The organism is Alkalicoccobacillus plakortidis (genome assembly GCF_023703085.1).
GTDB classification, from domain to species: domain Bacteria; phylum Bacillota; class Bacilli; order Bacillales; family Bacillaceae_D; genus Alkalicoccobacillus; species Alkalicoccobacillus plakortidis.
The window spans coordinates 30,761-47,795 of record NZ_JAMQJY010000002.1; the positions used below are offsets into that span (position 1 = coordinate 30,761).

Annotated in this window: 19 protein-coding genes, 2 pseudogenes and 1 other annotated feature; of the genes and pseudogenes, 18 read left to right on the top strand and 3 right to left on the bottom strand. The window is 40.0% G+C overall.

All coding sequences use genetic code 11. The features are described from left to right. Positions 1-17 precede the first annotated feature (17 nt). The 13 genes and pseudogenes from NDM98_RS14485 to NDM98_RS14545 all read left to right on the top strand — a co-directional run bounded on the left by NDM98_RS14485 (position 18) and on the right by NDM98_RS14545 (position 9,321). A pseudogene (locus NDM98_RS14485) lies at positions 18-678 on the top strand (tetratricopeptide repeat protein). Between the two features lie 9 nt (positions 679-687). Beyond that, the gene (locus NDM98_RS14490) at positions 688-2,013 is read left to right on the top strand and encodes a helix-hairpin-helix domain-containing protein (protein WP_251609244.1); all 1,326 of its coding nucleotides are present in this window, start codon (positions 688-690) and stop codon (positions 2,011-2,013) included. Continuing rightward, on the top strand, positions 1,973-2,716 hold the full coding sequence (locus NDM98_RS14495) for an AAA family ATPase (protein ID WP_251609246.1): 744 nt from the start codon (positions 1,973-1,975) through the stop codon (positions 2,714-2,716). The genes NDM98_RS14490 and NDM98_RS14495 overlap by 41 nt, the downstream gene beginning before the upstream one ends. A 56-nt stretch (positions 2,717-2,772) precedes the next feature. Then, entirely contained in the window at positions 2,773-2,979 is a 207-nt protein-coding gene (locus tag NDM98_RS14500; RefSeq protein WP_251609252.1) for an ATP-binding domain-containing protein, read from the top strand. A gap of 265 nt (positions 2,980-3,244) precedes the next feature. Next, positions 3,245-3,721 (top strand): PRC-barrel domain-containing protein, encoded by a 477-nt coding sequence (locus NDM98_RS14505; RefSeq protein WP_251609255.1) that lies wholly within the window; start codon positions 3,245-3,247, stop codon positions 3,719-3,721. A gap of 13 nt (positions 3,722-3,734) precedes the next feature. Then, positions 3,735-3,923: a YrzR-like zinc ribbon domain gene (locus NDM98_RS14510; protein ID WP_251609258.1), complete on the top strand. Its 189-nt coding sequence runs from the start codon at positions 3,735-3,737 to the stop codon at positions 3,921-3,923. Positions 3,924-3,939: 16 nt separating this feature from the next. Then, positions 3,940-4,128 (top strand): DUF3918 family protein, encoded by a 189-nt coding sequence (locus NDM98_RS14515; RefSeq protein WP_251609260.1) that lies wholly within the window; start codon positions 3,940-3,942, stop codon positions 4,126-4,128. Between the two features lie 141 nt (positions 4,129-4,269). Beyond that, positions 4,270-4,989 (top strand): annotated as a pseudogene (locus tag NDM98_RS14520) (AI-2E family transporter); the annotation flags it as partial. Between the two features lie 61 nt (positions 4,990-5,050). Then, complete coding sequence (locus NDM98_RS14525; protein ID WP_251609262.1) at positions 5,051-5,254, top strand: AI-2E family transporter; 204 nt, start codon at positions 5,051-5,053, stop codon at positions 5,252-5,254. A 45-nt stretch (positions 5,255-5,299) separates the two neighbouring features. Beyond that, positions 5,300-5,505 (top strand) — a binding site (T-box leader). A gap of 64 nt (positions 5,506-5,569) precedes the next feature. After that, a complete protein-coding gene (gene alaS / locus NDM98_RS14530; RefSeq protein ID WP_251609264.1) occupies positions 5,570-8,209 on the top strand; it encodes an alanine--tRNA ligase in 2,640 nt (879 codons plus the stop codon). Between the two features lie 170 nt (positions 8,210-8,379). Then, entirely contained in the window at positions 8,380-8,568 is a 189-nt protein-coding gene (locus NDM98_RS14535; protein ID WP_506324403.1) for an IreB family regulatory phosphoprotein, read from the top strand. Continuing rightward, the gene (ruvX, locus tag NDM98_RS14540; RefSeq protein ID WP_251609266.1) at positions 8,565-8,990 is read left to right on the top strand and encodes a Holliday junction resolvase RuvX; all 426 of its coding nucleotides are present in this window, start codon (positions 8,565-8,567) and stop codon (positions 8,988-8,990) included. Before NDM98_RS14535 ends, ruvX begins: the two co-directional genes overlap by 4 nt. Positions 8,991-9,009: 19 nt before the next feature. Beyond that, positions 9,010-9,321 carry a DUF1292 domain-containing protein gene (locus NDM98_RS14545; RefSeq protein ID WP_251609268.1) on the top strand — a complete coding sequence of 104 codons (312 nt, stop codon included), beginning with the start codon at positions 9,010-9,012 and terminating at the stop codon, positions 9,319-9,321. 417 nt (positions 9,322-9,738) lie between these two features. On the opposite strand, the gene NDM98_RS14550 is transcribed toward NDM98_RS14545, so the two are convergent. Next, complete coding sequence (locus NDM98_RS14550) at positions 9,739-10,518, bottom strand: DUF1129 family protein (RefSeq protein ID WP_251609270.1); 780 nt, start codon at positions 10,516-10,518, stop codon at positions 9,739-9,741. Positions 10,519-10,522: 4 nt separating this feature from the next. Next, positions 10,523-10,840 (bottom strand): PadR family transcriptional regulator, encoded by a 318-nt coding sequence (locus NDM98_RS14555; protein ID WP_251610376.1) that lies wholly within the window; start codon positions 10,838-10,840, stop codon positions 10,523-10,525. Positions 10,841-11,094: 254 nt separating this feature from the next. Between NDM98_RS14555 and mltG the strand changes: the two genes are divergently transcribed. From mltG to NDM98_RS14580, 5 genes are all read left to right on the top strand, one after another. Next, positions 11,095-12,240: an endolytic transglycosylase MltG gene (gene mltG, locus NDM98_RS14560; RefSeq protein ID WP_251609272.1), complete on the top strand. Its 1,146-nt coding sequence runs from the start codon at positions 11,095-11,097 to the stop codon at positions 12,238-12,240. A 70-nt stretch (positions 12,241-12,310) separates the two neighbouring features. Continuing rightward, entirely contained in the window at positions 12,311-12,949 is a 639-nt protein-coding gene (locus NDM98_RS14565; RefSeq protein ID WP_251609275.1) for an O-methyltransferase, read from the top strand. Between the two features lie 65 nt (positions 12,950-13,014). After that, a complete protein-coding gene (gene udk / locus NDM98_RS14570; RefSeq protein WP_251609277.1) occupies positions 13,015-13,653 on the top strand; it encodes a uridine kinase in 639 nt (212 codons plus the stop codon). Positions 13,654-13,726: 73 nt separating this feature from the next. Beyond that, positions 13,727-14,203 carry a transcription elongation factor GreA gene (gene greA / locus NDM98_RS14575; protein ID WP_251609279.1) on the top strand — a complete coding sequence of 159 codons (477 nt, stop codon included), beginning with the start codon at positions 13,727-13,729 and terminating at the stop codon, positions 14,201-14,203. Positions 14,204-14,400: 197 nt separating this feature from the next. Then, positions 14,401-15,075 carry a DUF1510 family protein gene (locus tag NDM98_RS14580; RefSeq protein WP_251609281.1) on the top strand — a complete coding sequence of 225 codons (675 nt, stop codon included), beginning with the start codon at positions 14,401-14,403 and terminating at the stop codon, positions 15,073-15,075. 45 nt (positions 15,076-15,120) lie between these two features. Here the strand turns inward: NDM98_RS14580 and ligD are convergent, their stop codons facing one another. Further along, positions 15,121-16,932, bottom strand: coding sequence for a DNA ligase D (gene ligD / locus NDM98_RS14585; RefSeq protein ID WP_251609283.1), 1,812 nt, complete (start codon positions 16,930-16,932; stop codon positions 15,121-15,123). Positions 16,933-17,035: the final 103 nt, after the last annotated feature.

The window sequence follows — 17,035 nt, forward strand, 5'->3', positions numbered from 1 at the left end:
AAGTGAGGAGAAATAAGATGACAACATTAAATGAAAAAGGCATTAAACACATGAGAGAGCAACAATATGAAGAGGCAGGAAAAGCATTCACAGAAGCAATAGAGCTTGATCCTAAAGACCCTGCTGCGTATATTAATTTCGGTAATTTGTTATCGTTGCTCGATGAAAATGAACGTGCTCTTGTATTTTTTGATCGTGCAATTGGTCTAGATGAGGAAGCCGTCACAGCTTATTATGGGGCGGGGACCATCTATTATAAGCAGGATCAATTTGAAGAGGCAGTCAAAATGTTTAAACAAGCATTGATCAAAAAGCTTGATGAGGCGGATCTTTATTTTATGCTAGGCATGAGCTATTATCAGCTCGGGTCCTTGCCGCATGCTTGTGCTAATTTTCAACGAGCAGTGGAAATGAATGAAACGGATGTGGATGCAAACTTCCAGCTAGGTTTGACATTTGCACAGCTTGGAGCAATTGGATGAGGCAATGCCTTATTTATTAAAAACAGTTGAGCTTGACCCCAAGCATGCAGATGCCTATTATAATTTAGGAGTAGCCTATGCAAGTATGGATCAAGCAGAACAAGCACTTGATTCTTTTGACAAAGCACTTGAGGCACAGCCTGATCATCTATTAGCTGGAAATGGAAAAAAGATTATTGAACAAGCCTTGAAGTGAGGTGAAACTGTGGAGCAAACCGAAGAGCGTCAAAGCGGCGTACAGCGAGGATATATAAAAGGGGAAATTCTTCATGTGGTGTTTCGAAATGAAGAAAATTTTTACACGGTAGCTGTCATTAGAGTTCGTGAAACAAATGAAGAAATTGATGAAAAAAAATTAACGATAGTTGGTGTTTTACCTCACGTTGAACCAGATGAAACTTTTTTATTTTTTGGTAGTATTGCCGATCATCCTAAATTTGGCATCCAATATAAAGTTGAGCAGAGCCGACGTGATTTGCCACAAAGTAAACAAGGTGTCGTCAAATATTTGGCGAGTGATAGATTCCCTGGAATTGGCACAAAAACCGCAGAAACAATTGTTGAGACGCTTGGTGAGACAGCCATATCAAGAATTGTTGAAAATCGTGATGTTTTACGTAATATTTCAGGCTTAAAAGAAGAAAAAGCAGCGATGCTATATGAAAATCTGTATGAACAGCAAGGTGTTGAGCAGGTTTTAATTGTGCTATCTGAGCACGGATTTGGTGTTGATCTTGCTCTTAAGGTATTTCAGGTATACAAAACGCAAGCCCTTGAAATCATAAAAAGCAATCCCTATCAACTGATACATGATGTAGATGGGATAGGATTCAGACGAGCTGATCAACTAGGTGCCTCTATTGGTTTAACGGGAAATCACCGCGATCGTTTACGAGCAGGTTGCTTATTTTTGGTCCATGAGCTTTGTATTCAAGAAGGCCATATGTATATAGAAGCTGAACCCCTAATTAATCAAGCGGTTGCTCTATTATCTTCACCTAATGTGAAGATTCAACGGGAAGAAATTCAACAACAGCTTGTCCAAATGCATGAAGAAGGAATGCTTGTTGTTGAAGAGACACGTGTGTATACAAAATCGCTATTTGGTGCTGAAAAAGGCATTGCCTCAAATATTCGGCGGCTACTTTCAACTGAAGTAAAAGAGGAATTTCCTGAGGCGGAATTTTTAAAAACGTTAGGTGAACTGGAAGAAGAGTGGGGCATTGAATATGCATCGTCTCAAAAACAGGCGATTCAAGAAGCGATTGCTAAGCCGCTTATGCTCTTAACAGGTGGACCGGGTACAGGTAAAACAACGGTCATTCGAGGGATTGTGGAAGTGTACGCAAGGCTTCACGGATTATCCTTGGATCCTCGTGCATATACAGCAAGTAATCCTTTTCCTATTTTGCTCACAGCTCCAACAGGTCGTGCTGCAAAGCGGATGTCAGAAGCAACAGGTCTACCATCCGCAACCATTCACAGTATGCTTGGCTTGGAAAGGTGGAGCTGGAGGGTTCGACAAAGGTGAGCATGAACCACTAAACGGTGAATTGCTTATTATTGATGAAATGTCTATGGTGGACAGCTGGGTAGCAAACTCGTTACTTAAGGCGATCCCAAAAGGCATGCAGGTTGTCATTGTGGGTGATGAGAATCAACTACCTTCAGTTGGACCTGGTCAAGTGCTCCGTGATTTTATCCAGTCTGATATCATTCCACTGGTTGCTTTAACTGATATTTATCGTCAGGCAGAAGGTTCTTCTATTATTGAACTAGCACATGCAATGAAGGATGGATTTGTACCACCTGACTTAACAAATGCTCAATCTGACCGACGTTTTTTCCCTTGCAAAGTAGACCAAGTGAAGGATGTTGTCTGGCAAATTTGCGAAAACGCAATAAAAAAGGGGTATGAAGCACGTGACATCCAAGTACTTGCTCCAATGTACAAAGGCGGTGCGGGTATAACGGAACTAAATGTCATGCTCCAAAATTTATTTAATCCCAAAAAAGAAAAAGTTAGAGAAATCATTTTTGGTGATTTGGTTTACCGAACGGGAGATGTCGTGCTTCAATTAGTTAATAATCCAGAAGAACGTGTTTTTAATGGGGACCGTGGTGAAATCGTAGCGATTTTCTATGCAAAAGAAAACACTGAACGCAAGGACCAAGTTGTCGTTTCATTTGATGGAACAGAGGTAACCTATAGCAAAACTGAGCTTAACAGCTAACACATGCATACTGCTGTTCTATTCACAAAGCTCAAGGAAGTGAGTTCCCAATTGTTGTGCTTCCAGTGGTACGAAGCTATAGTCGAATGCTACGAAGGAATTTATTATATACAGCTGTAACACGTGCTAAACAGTTTCTATTAATGTGCGGTGAAATACGAACCGTCGAATACACCATTACAAGTGGCGAGGACCTCGAAAGACAATCGCAGCTTGTGAACAGATTGCAGCAACTGATTACTCAGGCCGAGCCTAAGTCGTAGAAAGGATTTCCTTTCTACGGCTTATTTTTGTTTGGGGAGGAGAGAGGGACATTGGAAGAGGAGCAGATACATCGGATAAGAGGAAAATACATCAGAAGAGGAGCAGATACATCGGATAAGAGGAAAATACATCAGAAGAAGAGCGGATACATCAACTAAGTTGAAAAACACATCCAAAATGCACTCTCTTCTAATAAAAAACGTCATCGCTCATACCTGTGTTCGTTTTGGACAAACTAAGGTTGTTCGGAAGGAAGGTGACTCGTTGCGAACATTTGCGGTTATTCAAGGTCTACCTGTTATTGAGATGGAGGCAGGAAACGAGTGTGGAAGGGTCATTGATCTACTCATGTATAACAATCAAATCACCGGATTGTTAGTGGATATGCGCGGATGGTTAAATCGGCATCGTTTTTTATTACTTGAGAATGTCTCAAGTATTGGAGAACAAGCGGTTATGATCCGCTCAAAAGATGATCTTGAAGCCTGTCAGTCTCATGATGCTTTTGAAACGTCCATTTCGCTCACTGTTGGGCGCCAGAAGTTAAAAGGAATGGAGTTGCTATCAGAAACAGGTACGCTGCTTGGTCTAGTGGAAGATGTATATTTTCATGAAAATGTGGGCACGATTGTGGGGTATAAAGTGACGGACGGTTTGCTTGCCGATTTGACGACTGGACAACAGATGTATAGTGGTCAGCAATTGGTTATAGGCAAAGAGCGAGCTATCCTCTCTAATTAAAGGAGGCCCCGCAATGCGCTGCCCAAATTGTCGAAGTATAGATATTGGAAAGATCGGAACCAATCAATTCTACTGTTGGAGCTGCTTTGTTGAGATGAGTATTGTCCAAGGTAAGCTATCTCTTCATCAAGTAGAAGAAGATGGTTCGTTAAGCTCGTTGGATGATTTATTTGAAGATGAACAGCTTCGTATGGAGACATAACGAGGAGGTGGAGTGAATGCGTCGAACATTAAAGCCATTAATTATGATGGGTATTGGTGCGGCAGTTTATTCAATGAATCAAACCAAATCAAAAACGAGAAAAATGGATTGGATACGCAAGATCGAAAAATATGATTTTGACCAGTTAATCTCTAAAAAACAATGGAGAAAAACGAGAAAAAAAGTCATGAAAGCCATTCGATAATGACAAACATACCGGAACAGTAAAATAATGTTCCGGTTTTCTTTTTGAAGGAGGGGTTTTATGGACAAAAAGCATTCGATTTCGTTGATCCTTCGAGCTCTTCATTTGTTTATTTGGCTTTTAACTATCTGGGTCCTTTTTATGCTGTGGCCGTTCATTCAACCAATTGTACATAAAATCATAACGATACTGACTCCTGTTTTAATATCAGCTCTTTTTGCATATATATTGCATCCTTTTATTGAAGGTTTGCATCAATGGAAGCTACCTAGATTAGCTGCAATTCTGCTTGTTTTTGCGGTTTTTATTGGGGGGGTTGTTCTAGCTATTATTTATGGAGTTCCTGTATTCGCTCGTCAAGTACAAGAAGCGATGCAGGTTTTACCGAGTCAAATTGAACGAGTGGTTGTGTTTGTTCACTCTTGGGAGCATTCAATTGAACAGATGCCAACTTTTTTAAAAGGACATGTAGATGATTGGTCCGGCGAGCTTTTGATTGTGACGGAGAGAATTCTGGATCAAGTGGAACTAGTAATCATTGCAGTAGCAAGATCCCTACCTTCATTAGTCGTTATTCCATTTTTAATTTTTTACTTCTTAAAAGACGTGACTTTAATTAAGAAATCAGTGTGGTATTTGACACCTGCTAAATGGAGACGGAGCCTCAGCTATTATGCAAAGGATGTGGATCATACTTTTGGAAGCTATATTCGCGGGCAGCTTTTAGTGGCGGCGGTTGTAGCTATCTTATCAATGATTGGCCTTTGGTTCATTGGAGTACCATATGCAGTTTTGTTTGGGTTATTTATTGGGGCAACCGACATTATTCCTTATTTCGGTGCGATCATTGGAGCCGCTCCAGCATTAATTGCAGCTCTTTTGATTTCGTGGGATAAAGGCCTTTATACGTTGATTTTGCTTGTTGTTATCCAAGCAAATAGAAGGAAATCTACTCTCTCCTTTAATCGTAGGAAAAACACTTCATTTACATCCAATGTTGATCGTGCTCGCATTGCTAGTAGGAGTAGAACTTGGTGGTATTCTTGGCCTTCTGATTGCAGTCCCGGTGTTAGCTGTCTTAAAAGTAACCTTACTTCATGTGCGACAACACTTTCAGAATGATTGACTTTTATAAAAATGGTTTTTATAATTGTAATGACACAAACATATCGCAAAATCATTGATGGAACGAGTAGGCGACAGTCCGTTTAAAGAGAGAACCTCCTTTGGTTGGAAGAGGTTTAACGAAGGGTCGATGAACGCTATTCCTGAGTGCTACTGACAAACAGTTGCCGTATACCGCGTTAAGGTACTTAAGAGATGAACAGAGGACTGTTCATAACTAGGGTGGTACCGCGTGATAATCTCGTCCCTTTTTTAGAGGGAGGAGTTTTTTTGTTGTGCTGGAATCGATTGAATTTTTTTAAGGGAGATGAGTAGAATGAAGCATTTAACTTCTGCTGAAGTACGGCAGATGTTCCTAGACTTTTTTAAGGAGAAGGGACATGATATCGAACCGAGTGCACCACTTGTACCATTTGAAGATCCAACCTTACTTTGGATAAACAGTGGAGTGGCCACACTTAAGAAATATTTTGATGGTCGCGTGATTCCTGAGAATCCGCGCTTGGCGAATGCACAAAAATCGATTCGCACAAATGACATTGAAAATGTAGGGAAAACAGCTCGTCACCACACGTTTTTTGAGATGCTTGGTAATTTCTCAATCGGGGATTATTTCAAAAAAGAAGCAATTGAATGGGCTTGGGAATTCCTGACGAGTGAGAATTGGATCGGTTTTGATGCGGAGAAGCTATCTGTAACCATTCATCCAGAAGATGAGGAAGCCTATGAGCTTTGGATAAAAGAGATTGGATTACCAAATGAACGAATCATTCGCCTTGAAGGGAACTTCTGGGATATTGGGGAAGGACCAAGTGGACCAAACACTGAAATTTTCTATGATCGTGGACCAGAGTACGGTAATGATCCGTCTGACCCTGAGCTATATCCAGGTGGAGAGAACGAACGTTATCTAGAGGTTTGGAATTTGGTGTTCTCGCAATTTAACCATAATCCTGATGGAACCTACACACCTCTTCCAAAGAAAAATATTGATACAGGTATGGGACTTGAGCGTATGGTATCTGTTATTCAAAATGTACCTACTAACTTTGAGACAGATTTGTTTATGCCAATTATTCAAGCTGTTGAAAAGTTAACTCCAGTTAAATATGGTGATAAAACAGACACAGACGTGGCATTTAAAGTGATTGCTGACCACATTCGAACTGTAGCTTTTGCTATTGGAGATGGCGCGCTACCATCAAATGAAGGGCGCGGTTATGTCTTAAGACGTCTGTTACGTAGAGCTGTTCGATTTGCAAAACAAATCGACATTGATCGTCCATTTATGTTTGAACTGGTTCCCGTTGTAGGAGACGTTATGAAAGCTTTCTATCCAGACGTGAATGAAAAAGCAGCATTTATTCAGCGTGTGATTCGTACGGAAGAAGAACGATTCCATGAAACGTTAAATGAAGGACTAACGATTCTTGATAAGATTGTAGCTGAAACCAAAGCGGCTTCTGAGGCGATTATTAAGGGTGAGGATGTATTCCGTTTATACGATACGTACGGCTTCCCTGTTGATTTGACAGAAGAATATGTGGAAGATGCTGGACTAGTTATTGACCGTCCTGGATTTGAAGAAGAAATGAATAAACAGCGTGAGCGTGCTCGTTCAGCAAGACAAGATACTGGCTCTATGCAAGTTCAAAGCGATCTATTAAGCAAATTAACAGCATCTAGTGATTTTGTAGGATATGAATCACTTTCTACAGAGTCCACAATTCATGCGTTGATTGTTAATCAAGAGCTTGTAGAAGAAGCACAAGCTGGAGATGAAGCACAGTTACTGCTTGATCGAACACCTTTTTATGCAGAAAGTGGTGGACAAGTTGCTGATGGAGGTATCATTCGCAGCGAATTAGGTGTTGCACGAGTAATTGATGTAAAAAAAGCTCCAAATGGTCAGCACCTTCATACGGTTCAAGTTGAAGAAGGTACACTAACAAATCAAGCTAAGGTAGAAGCCATTGTTGAAAACTCAGAGCGAAGTGGTACGATTAAAAATCATACTGCCACTCACCTGTTGCATCAGGCTTTAAAAGATGTTTTAGGGGCACATGTTAATCAGGCGGGGTCATTAGTGTCTGAGAATCGATTACGTTTTGACTTCTCTCATTTTGGTCAAGTGACCCAAGAAGAGCTTACTAAGATCGAAACGATTGTAAATGAAAAGATTTGGTCTGCTCTTGCAGTCGATATTTCCGTAAAAAATTTAGAAGAAGCTAAACAAATGGGAGCTATGGCTCTATTTGGTGAAAAATACGGAGAAACCGTTCGAGTTGTGCAAGTGGGAGACTACAGCTTAGAATTGTGTGGCGGTATTCATGTTCGTAATACAGCTGAAATTGGTCAATTTAAAATCGTTTCTGAAACTGGAATCGGCGCTGGAGTAAGACGAATAGAAGCACTTACTGGAAAAGCTGCTTACTTATATGTGCAAGATCAGTTGGACATACTGCAAGAATCAGCTACTTTAATTAAAGCGAAAAATGTCAGGGATGTTCCAGCACGTATCGAGGCTGTGTTGCAGCAAGTGAAAACGGTGCAGCGTGAGAACGAATCACTCTCTGCAAAAGTAGGAAATATGGAAGCATCGAACCTAACTGATTCAGTTGAAGATGTAGATGGAATTGCTGTATTAGCTAAAAAAGTGAATGCTCGCGATATGGATGCATTAAGAGCCATTTTAGACAAGCTTAAGCAGGACACGGAATCGGGTATTATTGTACTCGGAGCAGAAACAGATGGAAAAGTCTCTATCGTTGCAGGCGTAACAAAAGATTTAATTGAGCAAGGGTTTCATGCAGGGAAAATAGTGAAGGAAGTGGCATCACGCTGTGGTGGAGGCGGTGGTGGCCGTCCAGATATGGCTCAAGCTGGCGGGAAAAATCCAGCTCAACTAGATGAAGCACTTCAATTTGTTCCTGAATACGTAAAATCGATTTCCTAATTAGATGTTTTTGATGTACAATAAACAGAACAAGCTCATTTTATTCTGAGCTAAGTCCGGAACTTTTAAGAAAGAGGTGCATGTGATGAGCTCTATGGACAAAACAATGCAGTTTGATTTCCATGACGACTCTGTTAATGTGGATGTCCAGGAGGTACTGCTGACGGTTTATGCTGCCCTTGAAGAAAAAGGGTATAATCCGATTAATCAGATTGTCGGGTACTTACTTTCTGGAGATCCAAGCGTACATTCCAAGACACCAAGAGGCTCGAACGTTAATTCGCAAATTGGAACGAGATGAATTAATCGAGGCACTTGTGAAGTCTTATTTAACACATCACCGTAAGGAGAACGAATGAAATCATTAGGTCTTGATGTAGGTTCAAAAACGATTGGAGTCGCACTAAGCGATGCATTTGGTTGGACGGCGCAGGGAGTCGAAACTCTGCGCCGAACAGAAGGACAAGCCGAACTAGATTATCAGGCGATTGCCAAGCTTGTTCAGGAAAATGAAGTAAGTACTGTTGTTGTTGGACTTCCTAAAAATATGGATGGTACAATCGGTGGCAATGGTGAGCATTGCCAAGCCTTTGCCAAAGACCTATCATCTTACATTGATGCTGAGATCGTTATGTGGGATGAAAGGCTAACGACAATGGCCGCAAAACGAGTACTCGTGGAAGCGGACGTTAGCCGAAAGAAACGCAAGCAGGTCATTGATAAAATGGCAGCAACCCTTATCCTGCAGGGTTATCTCGATCGCGCAGGAAAAACTTTGTAAATAGAGAGGTGTCCATCACATGGCACAAGAAGAAAAAGAACGTATTATCATTCCAGACGAAAACGGTAACGAGCATCTATTTGATGAGTTATTCCGTTTCACAGTAGACACAACAGGAAACTCGTACCTACTCGTTGTACCAGTTGGAGAAAATGAAGAAGATACAGATGAAGAAGACGACGAAGAGCAAGAAGTTTTTGCATTCCGTTACGAAGACCGTGAAGGCGAAGAAAATGACATCGCCCTATTCCCAGTCGAAACAGACGAAGAATGGTCTGTTATTGAAGAAATGCTGAACACTTTTTCTGAAGAAGACGAAGAAGAAGAGTAAACGATCTTAGCCCCCAAGAATTTGGGGGCTTTTTTTGTTTGTATATGAATTTGCTTGAGCGTCTCGCATGTAGAAAAGTGGATCTTGCAGGAGCCGCCGCATGTAGCCCGAGCGCCTCGCATGTAGAAAAGCGGGTCTTGCGTGTAAAGAAGGAACCGCCGCATGTAGCCTGAGCGCCTCGCATGTAGAAAAGTGGATCTTGCGTGTGAAGAAGGAACCGCCGCATGTAGCCTGAGCGCCTCGCATGTAGAAAAGTGGATCTTGCATGTGAAAAAGGAGCCGCCGCATCTAGCCCGAGAGCCTCGCATGTAGAAAAGCGGGTCTTGCATGTAAAGAAGGAACCGCCGCATGTAGCCCGAGCGCCTTGAATGTCAAAAAGTGGGTCTTCCGTCTAAGAAAGAGCCGCTCACGTTCCAATTATACAGATGTAGAAGTCTTCTTTCCTTCAATCCATGTGCTAATTAGCATATATGTCATAATACCTCCATACGTGATACACACACCGACGATTAATTGAGTAGATTCTTGCAGGCTTGAGAATTGCAGTAAATAATCAGGTAAAACAAGGAATACCATACAAACGACTAAAATCCACGTTTTTGACCAAATTGAGAAAACGATAATAAATAATGAGGTAATAATTCCTAAAATAGTCATGGCAATCGTATTAAAAACGATGACTGGAGAAGAAACAAATGAATCTGTGAAAATTACAACAAAGAATAATGATAATGGTGTAATACTAACCAATGTTAGGATTAAGAATTCCTTTTTCTTTGATAGTGTATTAGCAGCAATATATTTAAAAGATATAGATAAAAGAATCAACCATAACAGAGTGATCGTAATGTGAGAAACAATTGTATATAATGAATACGCCATATACCCTGAGACAAGATCCATCATGATTTGAAATGAAAATGCCCCACTTACGATTAACGCTGCGTACTTCATCCATGTCCGCACATCCACCTTCATCTCACTTGAAAGAGATTCCATATAAGCTTTTGGTGAATCTCCAACTATTTTTTCAATTGGTTTTCCTGCTTTCTCGGCTTCAAGCAAATGAACCTCAAGCTCTGTTAAAATGTCATCAATTTCATCAGATTGTTTACCGCTTGAGAAAAGATACAAACGAAGGTTCTCGAGGAACGTTTTGCTTTCCTTTGACAATGATGAGTTTAAAATAGTCGTCATCTCCTTATTGATCCATTTTTTGATGTGACAGCACCAGGTTCACATTTGCTTCGAGTACATTCCATCTTTCTTTAAATAAAGTAAGTTCCTCTTCCCCTTTTTCAGTTAAGGAGTAATACTTTCGTTTTGGCCCTGCCGTAGATTTTCGGAGGGTGGAGGTCACTAATTTTTCTTTTTGCATACGTAATAACATGGGATAAATGGTTCCTTCGCTAAAGGCTTCAAATCCATAAGCTTCAAGTCGCTCTGCTAACTCGTAACCGTAAACTTCCTTTTCATCTATAATAGATAAAAGGCAGCCGTCTATAATGCCTTTCATCATTTGAGTAGTAGACAAGTCAAACCTCCTTCCTTTATCTTGTATTGCAAGGTATATTCGTAGTATATTACCTACTACCTTGTTATGCAAGAGTTATTTATCTTGTTATACAAGTTACCGAGTAAAAGAGTACAATCATCAAATCAGGAAATGCTAATATATGTGCTATTTCACAATTTGTACTGATACATTTTGAATTCTATACTGACATTTCCCACGTGTATTAGTATAATGGGAACGGCGGAGGGAGGAGAACAATGTCTGATTCCAATGAAAAGCCACGAAATACGTTGTACGAAGATCGTGTTTCTCAGGCAAAGATCGTACGCAAATGGGTGTTTATCTCTTTAATTGCCATTATAATAATTGGTGCTATAATAGCTGTAAGTGGATACGCTTATTTAAAAGGTTCTATTGAGCCGGTAGATCAAGAAAATGGTGAAGAGGTTGAAATTACCGTTCCAATTGGTTCTACACCTGGTGGGATTGGTGAGATTCTAGAAAATGCAGGCTTGATTGCAAATGGAACGATTTTTAAATATTATGTTCGTTATTTGAATGAGTCAAACTTCCAAGCTGGTGACTATACGTTATCTACGGAAATGTCGATGGAAGATATCATTCACGCTTTGAAGGATGGAAAGGTCATGCAAGAGCCAGTCTTTTCATTTACAATACCTGAAGGCTATTGGCTAGAAGATATTGTCGCAAAAATAGCTGAAGTAACAGATTATAGTGAAGATGAAATCATGGAAAAAATGCAGGATCGCGAATACATAGAATCACTAATGGAGAAATTTCCACTACTCGGAAATCAAGTCTTAAATGATGAGGTTCGCTATCCACTTGAAGGATATTTGTTCCCTGCACGATATGATTTTACGGATGAGAATACATCGATAGAAACCATAATTGAAACAATGCTTGCAAGAACAGAATCAGTTTTGGACAAGTATACAGAGCAAATTGGTAATAGTAATTACACGCTACATGAGTTGATGACACTCGCTTCAATTATTGAACGTGAGGCACAGAAACCAGAGGATCGTTACTTAATTTCAGGTGTCTTGTATAATCGTCTTGATCAGGATATGAAGTTGCAGGTTGATCCTACCGTTGCCTATGCGGCTGGTTCGCATCTTTATATGACCTCGTTTGATGATTTAGAGGTGGATTCTCCTTATAACACATATATGTATGAAGGAATTCCAATTGGGCCAATTGCAAGCCCAGGTGAAGACTCAATTAAGGCCGCACTTGAGCCTAGAGTCACCGACTATGTGTTTTTCTATGCTCGAGTCACTGGCGAAGTGATCTATAATAGCTCCTATGAAGATCATCAGGAAGTTGTAGAAGAGTATCGTCAAGAATGGATCGATGCAGGAGAAGAAGCAGAGGATTAAAATTAATAGAGGATGGAAGGAATGGAATGATCATTCCTTCCTCTTTTTAATCATGAGGAGATAGATGGTCATGTTTGATCAAGAGACCCTTGACTATTTAGTAGCACTTACACCAAAGCGCTCTAAACTAGTAGAGGAAATGGAAGCTGATGCAAAAGAACACGACGTTCCCATTATGGATTTAGTTGGCATGGAGAGTTTACTGCAATTATTACAGTTACGTGCACCCAAAAGAATTCTTGAAATTGGAACGGCTATAGGATATTCAGCTATTCGTATGGCGGAGGTTCTACCAGATACAGAAATTGTCACTATTGAACGAGATCCAGAGCGTGCGGAGAAGGCGAAATTCTACATAGAACAAGCAGGGCTAAGTAATCGTATTCATCTTATTGAAGGCGATGCGTTAAATGTGGTGGAAATACTTGAAAAAATGCCATTGTTTCATGTATTATTTATTGATGCAGCTAAAGGACAATATCAACGTTTCTTTGATTTATATACGCCCTTAATAGCTCTTGGTGGCATTGTGTTCTCTGATAATGTATTATTCAGAGGGTTGGTTGCCAAGCAAGATGTTGAGAGCAAGCGACTTTCAAAGCTAGCTGGAAAAATTAATACCTACAATCAATATCTAATGGAACATCCTAATTTTCACACACGGATCCTTCCAATAGGAGATGGACTTGCTGTGAGTTTTAAGAAATAAAGGATTTTAGTTCATGAAGCTAGAAATATTGATATAGATCTAATTATTGAAAAGAGGACTGTAACATGAATCACAAGCCTATCATCATTGGCGTAGCAGGCGGTACAGGATCAGGAAAAACAACCGTTGCTAAAGAAATATTTCGTCAGTTTAATGAACAGTCCATCGTATTAATTGAACAGGATGCATATTATAAAGATCAAAGTCATTTAAGTATGGAAGAGCGGTTGCTCACGAACTACGATCACCCGCTTGCATTTGATAATGAGTTGCTCCTACATCAATTAGAACAATTGACAAATCAAAAAGCTGTTCGGAAACCTGTTTACGATTATGCAAATCATACACGTTCAGAGGAAATTATTCCGATTGAACCTAAGGACGTTATCATTCTTGAAGGCATTTTAATTCTTGAGGACGAGAAGCTACGCAATATGATGGATATTAAATTATTTGTAGATACAGATGCTGATATTCGAATTATTCGTAGACTATCACGAGATATCAAGGACCGCGGTCGTTCTATTGATTCAGTTATTGAACAATATACAAATGTTGTTCGACCGATGCATCTTCAATTTATTGAACCAACAAAACGTTATGCTGATTTAATTGTACCAGAGGGTGGTCAAAACAAAGTTGCTATTGATCTTATGGTGACAAAAATCCGTGCAATTATTGAGGCGAAGTCATTGCTAACTTAATGAGAGGGACAAATGTCTACTCTTATCTAGTATAGGAACTAATATAACTTGTATCTTATGAGGAGTGAGTCAAGTGGCAGAAGAGAAAAAGCACTATATGACATTGGATGGTAAGAAGAAACTAGAAGAGGAATTAGATTATTTGAAATCTGAACGACGTAAGGAAGTCGTTGAACGTATAAAAGTTGCTCGTAGTTTTGGAGATCTTTCAGAGAACTCTGAGTATGATTCAGCTAAGGAAGAACAAGCCTTTGTTGAGGGACGAATCCTACAAGTTGAAAAAATGATTCGCGATGCAATTATTATTGAAGAAGAGAGTGCACCAGGTAATATCGTTTCTCTTGGAAAAACCGTTCGTTTCATAGAACTTCCAGATGGTGATGAAGAAGAGTATATCATCGTGGGTAGTGCTGAATCGAACCCAACAGAAGGCAAGATCTCAAATGATTCACCATTAGCTCAAAGTCTTCTTGGTCGGACTATTAAAGATCGTGTAACAGTTAGCACGCCAGGTGGAGATATGCAAATCGAAATTCTGGAAATTAGATAACTAGCTAAAAGGCGAATCCTATTTTATTAAGGTTCGCCTTTTTGTTTCACAAGCTAGTTCTTTTGAGCTAGTTACGGTATCATTTATCGGTTGAACTTCCAATTGGAGACGATATAATGATAAGGAAGGTTACTTTAAATTATAAGGATACTATGTATAATAGAGAAAGATGATTAGCATGAAGGGATGATCTGAGAATGGCAGTAAATCGTTACGAAACTCGTAGACGTAAAAAAATGAGTCGTTTTTTAAATATAGCAATAGGTGTTGTTGTTCTACTCATCTTAGGTGTTGGAGCTCAAATTCTTTTATCTGGAGACGATGAGCCAGCAAACACCGCTTCACAAGAAGAAACAGACAACGATACGTCTGGCGGTACTTCTTCTGGATCTGGCATATCTGATCCAGCATCAACCAACGAGGATGATGAAGCTGTAGAAGAGGATGAAGACGATTCAACGACAACGGCTGATGGTCGTGTAGAAGATGATGAAGACCAGGCAACAGAAGATGACGATCAGGCAGAAGAAGACGACGCTAACGAAGATGCTGATAATGAAGAAGAATCACAAGAAGATGGAGAATGGGAACCTGTAGGTACAGAGCAAACAGGAGAATTCACACCAAACTTCGACCAAGGTAGTCAAAACTGGAATGAGATGGTGGCGGCTCTTCAGTCAGCAACTGGCATAAGCTCAAGTGATATGACTCTTTGGAGACTAGAGAATGGTGGTTCTCCAACAGCCGCAGTTGGTACGCTGAGCGACAGCGATAGCATGAGTAACCCTTATCGTGTCCGGATTGAATGGCAAGACGGTCAAGGTTGGCAAGCTGTATCAAGTGAACAACTAGACAGCAACCCATATAGATAAACTAAAAAAGCTTGTTCAACGGTTAAACCCGTCGGACGAGCTTTTTTAGTTTGAAATGGTTTGCTTTTCGATTTTTTTTAAGACCTCTGTAAAAGGCTGTTCTGTGCGGCTGAGATGATAATCCCTAAAAGGATCTTTCTGTTTTTCAAGACGTTCTAAAACAGTCCAGATCGTAAATTGAGAAGGGTGTAACGAGTGATCATCTAGCTCTTCCCATTCTAGTGGAGTGGCAATATAACCAGTCTCTCCTCGTGCTGAATAGGGAGCAATCATTGTTTTCCCTTCGTCATGCTGTAGGTAATCAAGATAGAGTCTGCCAGCTCGTTTCTTTTTGAGTCGTTCAAGCGTGAATAGCTCAGGCTGCTGCTCACAGAGGAACTGACAAAGAAACAAAGTAAATGAACGAGTTTCCTTGTAGGAATACCGGTTTAGGGGAAGTGGGATATAAAGCTGTAGCCCTTTGCCTCCTGAGGTTTTTACAAAAGCCTTTAATTGAAAATAATCAAGTGCAGCTTTGGCAAGTTTTGCTGCGTGTACAGCTAAATGGAATTCATCAATTGAGGGAGGATCTAAATCAATCACAATTTCACCTGGTCCACTCTCGTTATATTTCTGAAAGGGAACGTGGAATTCTAACGCAAGCTGGTTTCCAAGCCAAAGCAGAGTATCTACTTGATTACAAAGTATATAATCGGAATCCTCCTGAACAACCGATTCAACATAGTCTGGTGCAGAAGTCGGTCGATTTTTTTGATAAAATCTTTCTTTTCCCCCACCGTGAGGGTAACGGATGACTGTTAACAATCTGTCCTGTAAAAAAGGTAAAAGATAAGCGGCGACACATTGTAAATAATAGATGTAGTCACTCTTGTTTACATCCTTCCATATCGGTTTATCTGGATGTGTGAGATCCATGTAATCAGCTGGGAAGATTAATTGTTTGCGTATTTGGTTTAGGGTACAAGCCGATGGTTCAACGTCGAAATTAAAATCATGGAACTTCGGCTCACGCATTTTTAGATCATCTAAACCAATACTTATTATATCCGCACAAATGCCAGGAGGTAGCTCCCATTGATTTGTCGTCAGCTTCTTCCCCTTTTCTTTAAACATTTGAATGAGTGTCTTTCGTTTTTCCTCTGAGAAGCCATGAGAGACACTCACAATCGGGAGTAAGGAGCCTTTGTGATAAATTTGACCGGTAAAATAGTCATTGGATGATTGATAGTGAGTAAGAATAACGGTTCCGAGCTTTGGCAGTTTCCATTTTAACCATTCAGGCGAGCGTTTGCCGGCTTGCCAAGAGCTAGAAGACCTTTTAGCCACAACACCTTCTCCTCGCTCAAAGGTAAGCTGTCTGATCAGAGGTTCTGGTTCCAGAAACGTGTTAATGATTTGAAACGGAATAATCGATTGTTTAAACGACTGAAAAAAAGACTCAAGGTATTGCTTTCGCTTTTTTAAAGTGAGGTTCATTAATTCTTTTTGATTTTGTAAAAGCATATCAAACACCATTAATGTACATGGAAATTCTCTAGCATAGTTGTTAATCGTTTGTTTTGTCCGTAGCTTTGCTCGTTTTTGTACTTTAGAGAAATCACTTCGATTAGTTGAGGTAAGGTAAACAAGTTCACAATCTAAGATAAATGAATCTAATGGGATGTTATGTGGTAACAGTTCATTTATAATTTCTGGAAATTGAGCCGATAGGTCTTTGCCATTGCGACTTTGTAAGGTATAGGTATTTTTAGACGCAATCAATAAGCATCGAAAGCCATCATACTTTGGCTCATATATCCAGTTGTCTCCTTTAGGTAGCTCGTGTATATGTGTCGTGAGCATCGGTTTTATCTGCATATTTATCCCTCCTCAATCACTCTTATTTTTAATGATCGAAGCGATTCTATACATAAAAAGAGCAACATAACCTCACATTAAAAAGAAAAAAGGGATGAATAAA

Bases quoted from the DNA above. Each gene is read 5' to 3' on its own strand.
- NDM98_RS14555 (WP_251610376.1), bottom strand. From the start codon at position 10,840: ATGATGAAAGGCATTATAGACGGCTGCCTTTTATCTATTATAGATGAA.
- ruvX (WP_251609266.1), top strand. From the start codon at position 8,565: ATGAAATCATTAGGTCTTGATGTAGGTTCAAAAACGATTGGAGTCGCA.
- ligD (WP_251609283.1), bottom strand. From the start codon at position 16,932: ATGCAGATAAAACCGATGCTCACGACACATATACACGAGCTACCTAAA.
- NDM98_RS14565 (WP_251609275.1), top strand. From the start codon at position 12,311: ATGTTTGATCAAGAGACCCTTGACTATTTAGTAGCACTTACACCAAAG.
- NDM98_RS14545 (WP_251609268.1), top strand. From the start codon at position 9,010: ATGGCACAAGAAGAAAAAGAACGTATTATCATTCCAGACGAAAACGGT.
- NDM98_RS14510 (WP_251609258.1), top strand. From the start codon at position 3,735: ATGCGCTGCCCAAATTGTCGAAGTATAGATATTGGAAAGATCGGAACC.
- NDM98_RS14515 (WP_251609260.1), top strand. From the start codon at position 3,940: ATGCGTCGAACATTAAAGCCATTAATTATGATGGGTATTGGTGCGGCA.
- NDM98_RS14580 (WP_251609281.1), top strand. From the start codon at position 14,401: ATGGCAGTAAATCGTTACGAAACTCGTAGACGTAAAAAAATGAGTCGT.
- alaS (WP_251609264.1), top strand. From the start codon at position 5,570: ATGAAGCATTTAACTTCTGCTGAAGTACGGCAGATGTTCCTAGACTTT.
- mltG (WP_251609272.1), top strand. From the start codon at position 11,095: ATGTCTGATTCCAATGAAAAGCCACGAAATACGTTGTACGAAGATCGT.
- NDM98_RS14550 (WP_251609270.1), bottom strand. From the start codon at position 10,518: ATGACGACTATTTTAAACTCATCATTGTCAAAGGAAAGCAAAACGTTC.
- NDM98_RS14535 (WP_506324403.1), top strand. From the start codon at position 8,380: ATGCTGCCCTTGAAGAAAAAGGGTATAATCCGATTAATCAGATTGTCG.
- udk (WP_251609277.1), top strand. From the start codon at position 13,015: ATGAATCACAAGCCTATCATCATTGGCGTAGCAGGCGGTACAGGATCA.